Genomic DNA, 593 nt, shown 5'->3' with positions numbered 1-593 from the left:
GACAGCGCCCGGCTGGTCCTGGACGAACTGCAGGCGGCCGCACGCCGCGGGATCAAGGTGCGGGTGCTGATCGACCAGCTCTCGGCGATCTCCGACCTGGAGATCCTCGGCGCCCTGTCCGGCAGCCATGCCAACTTCGAACTGCGGGTCTACAACCCGACCTTCGGCAAGGCGCGCCTGAACTACTTCGATTACGCCGCCAGCGTGGTGTGCTGCTTCCGCCGTTTCAACCAGCGCATGCACAACAAGCTGCTGGTGGTCGACGATGCACTGGGCGTGGTCGGTGGGCGCAACTACCAGGACGACTATTACGACTGGGACAGCGAATACAACTTCCGCGACCGCGATGTGATCGTGGCCGGCCCGGAAGTGCGTGAGATGGCCGCCAACTTCGATGCGTTCTGGCGCGCGCCGCGCAGTGTGCCGGCCGAGCGCCTCAACGATGTCGGCCGCACGCTGCTCCGCCAGGGCGTGCCGACCATGCCGCCGGCCGACTTCCGGCGGCCCGAGCGGGTCGAGCGGGTCAGTGAAGAGGCCGACGATCCGGACTACGTGCGCCGCACCTTCGTCGATACCGCCCTGCCGGTGGCCTC

1 protein-coding gene is annotated in these 593 nt (G+C 67.6%); it reads left to right on the top strand.

Annotated features, from left to right (window positions below; genetic code table 11):
* The coding region (locus tag AAE045_RS23870) for a phospholipase D-like domain-containing protein (protein ID WP_455549781.1) at positions 1 to 593 on the top strand (593 nt) is incomplete at both ends.

Origin of the sequence: Dryocola clanedunensis (assembly GCF_038405435.1) — a bacterium.
In the GTDB taxonomy this organism is placed as follows: Bacteria; Pseudomonadota; Gammaproteobacteria; order Enterobacterales; family Enterobacteriaceae; genus Dryocola; species Dryocola clanedunensis_A.
This window is presented reverse-complemented; position numbering and strand designations above follow the sequence as displayed.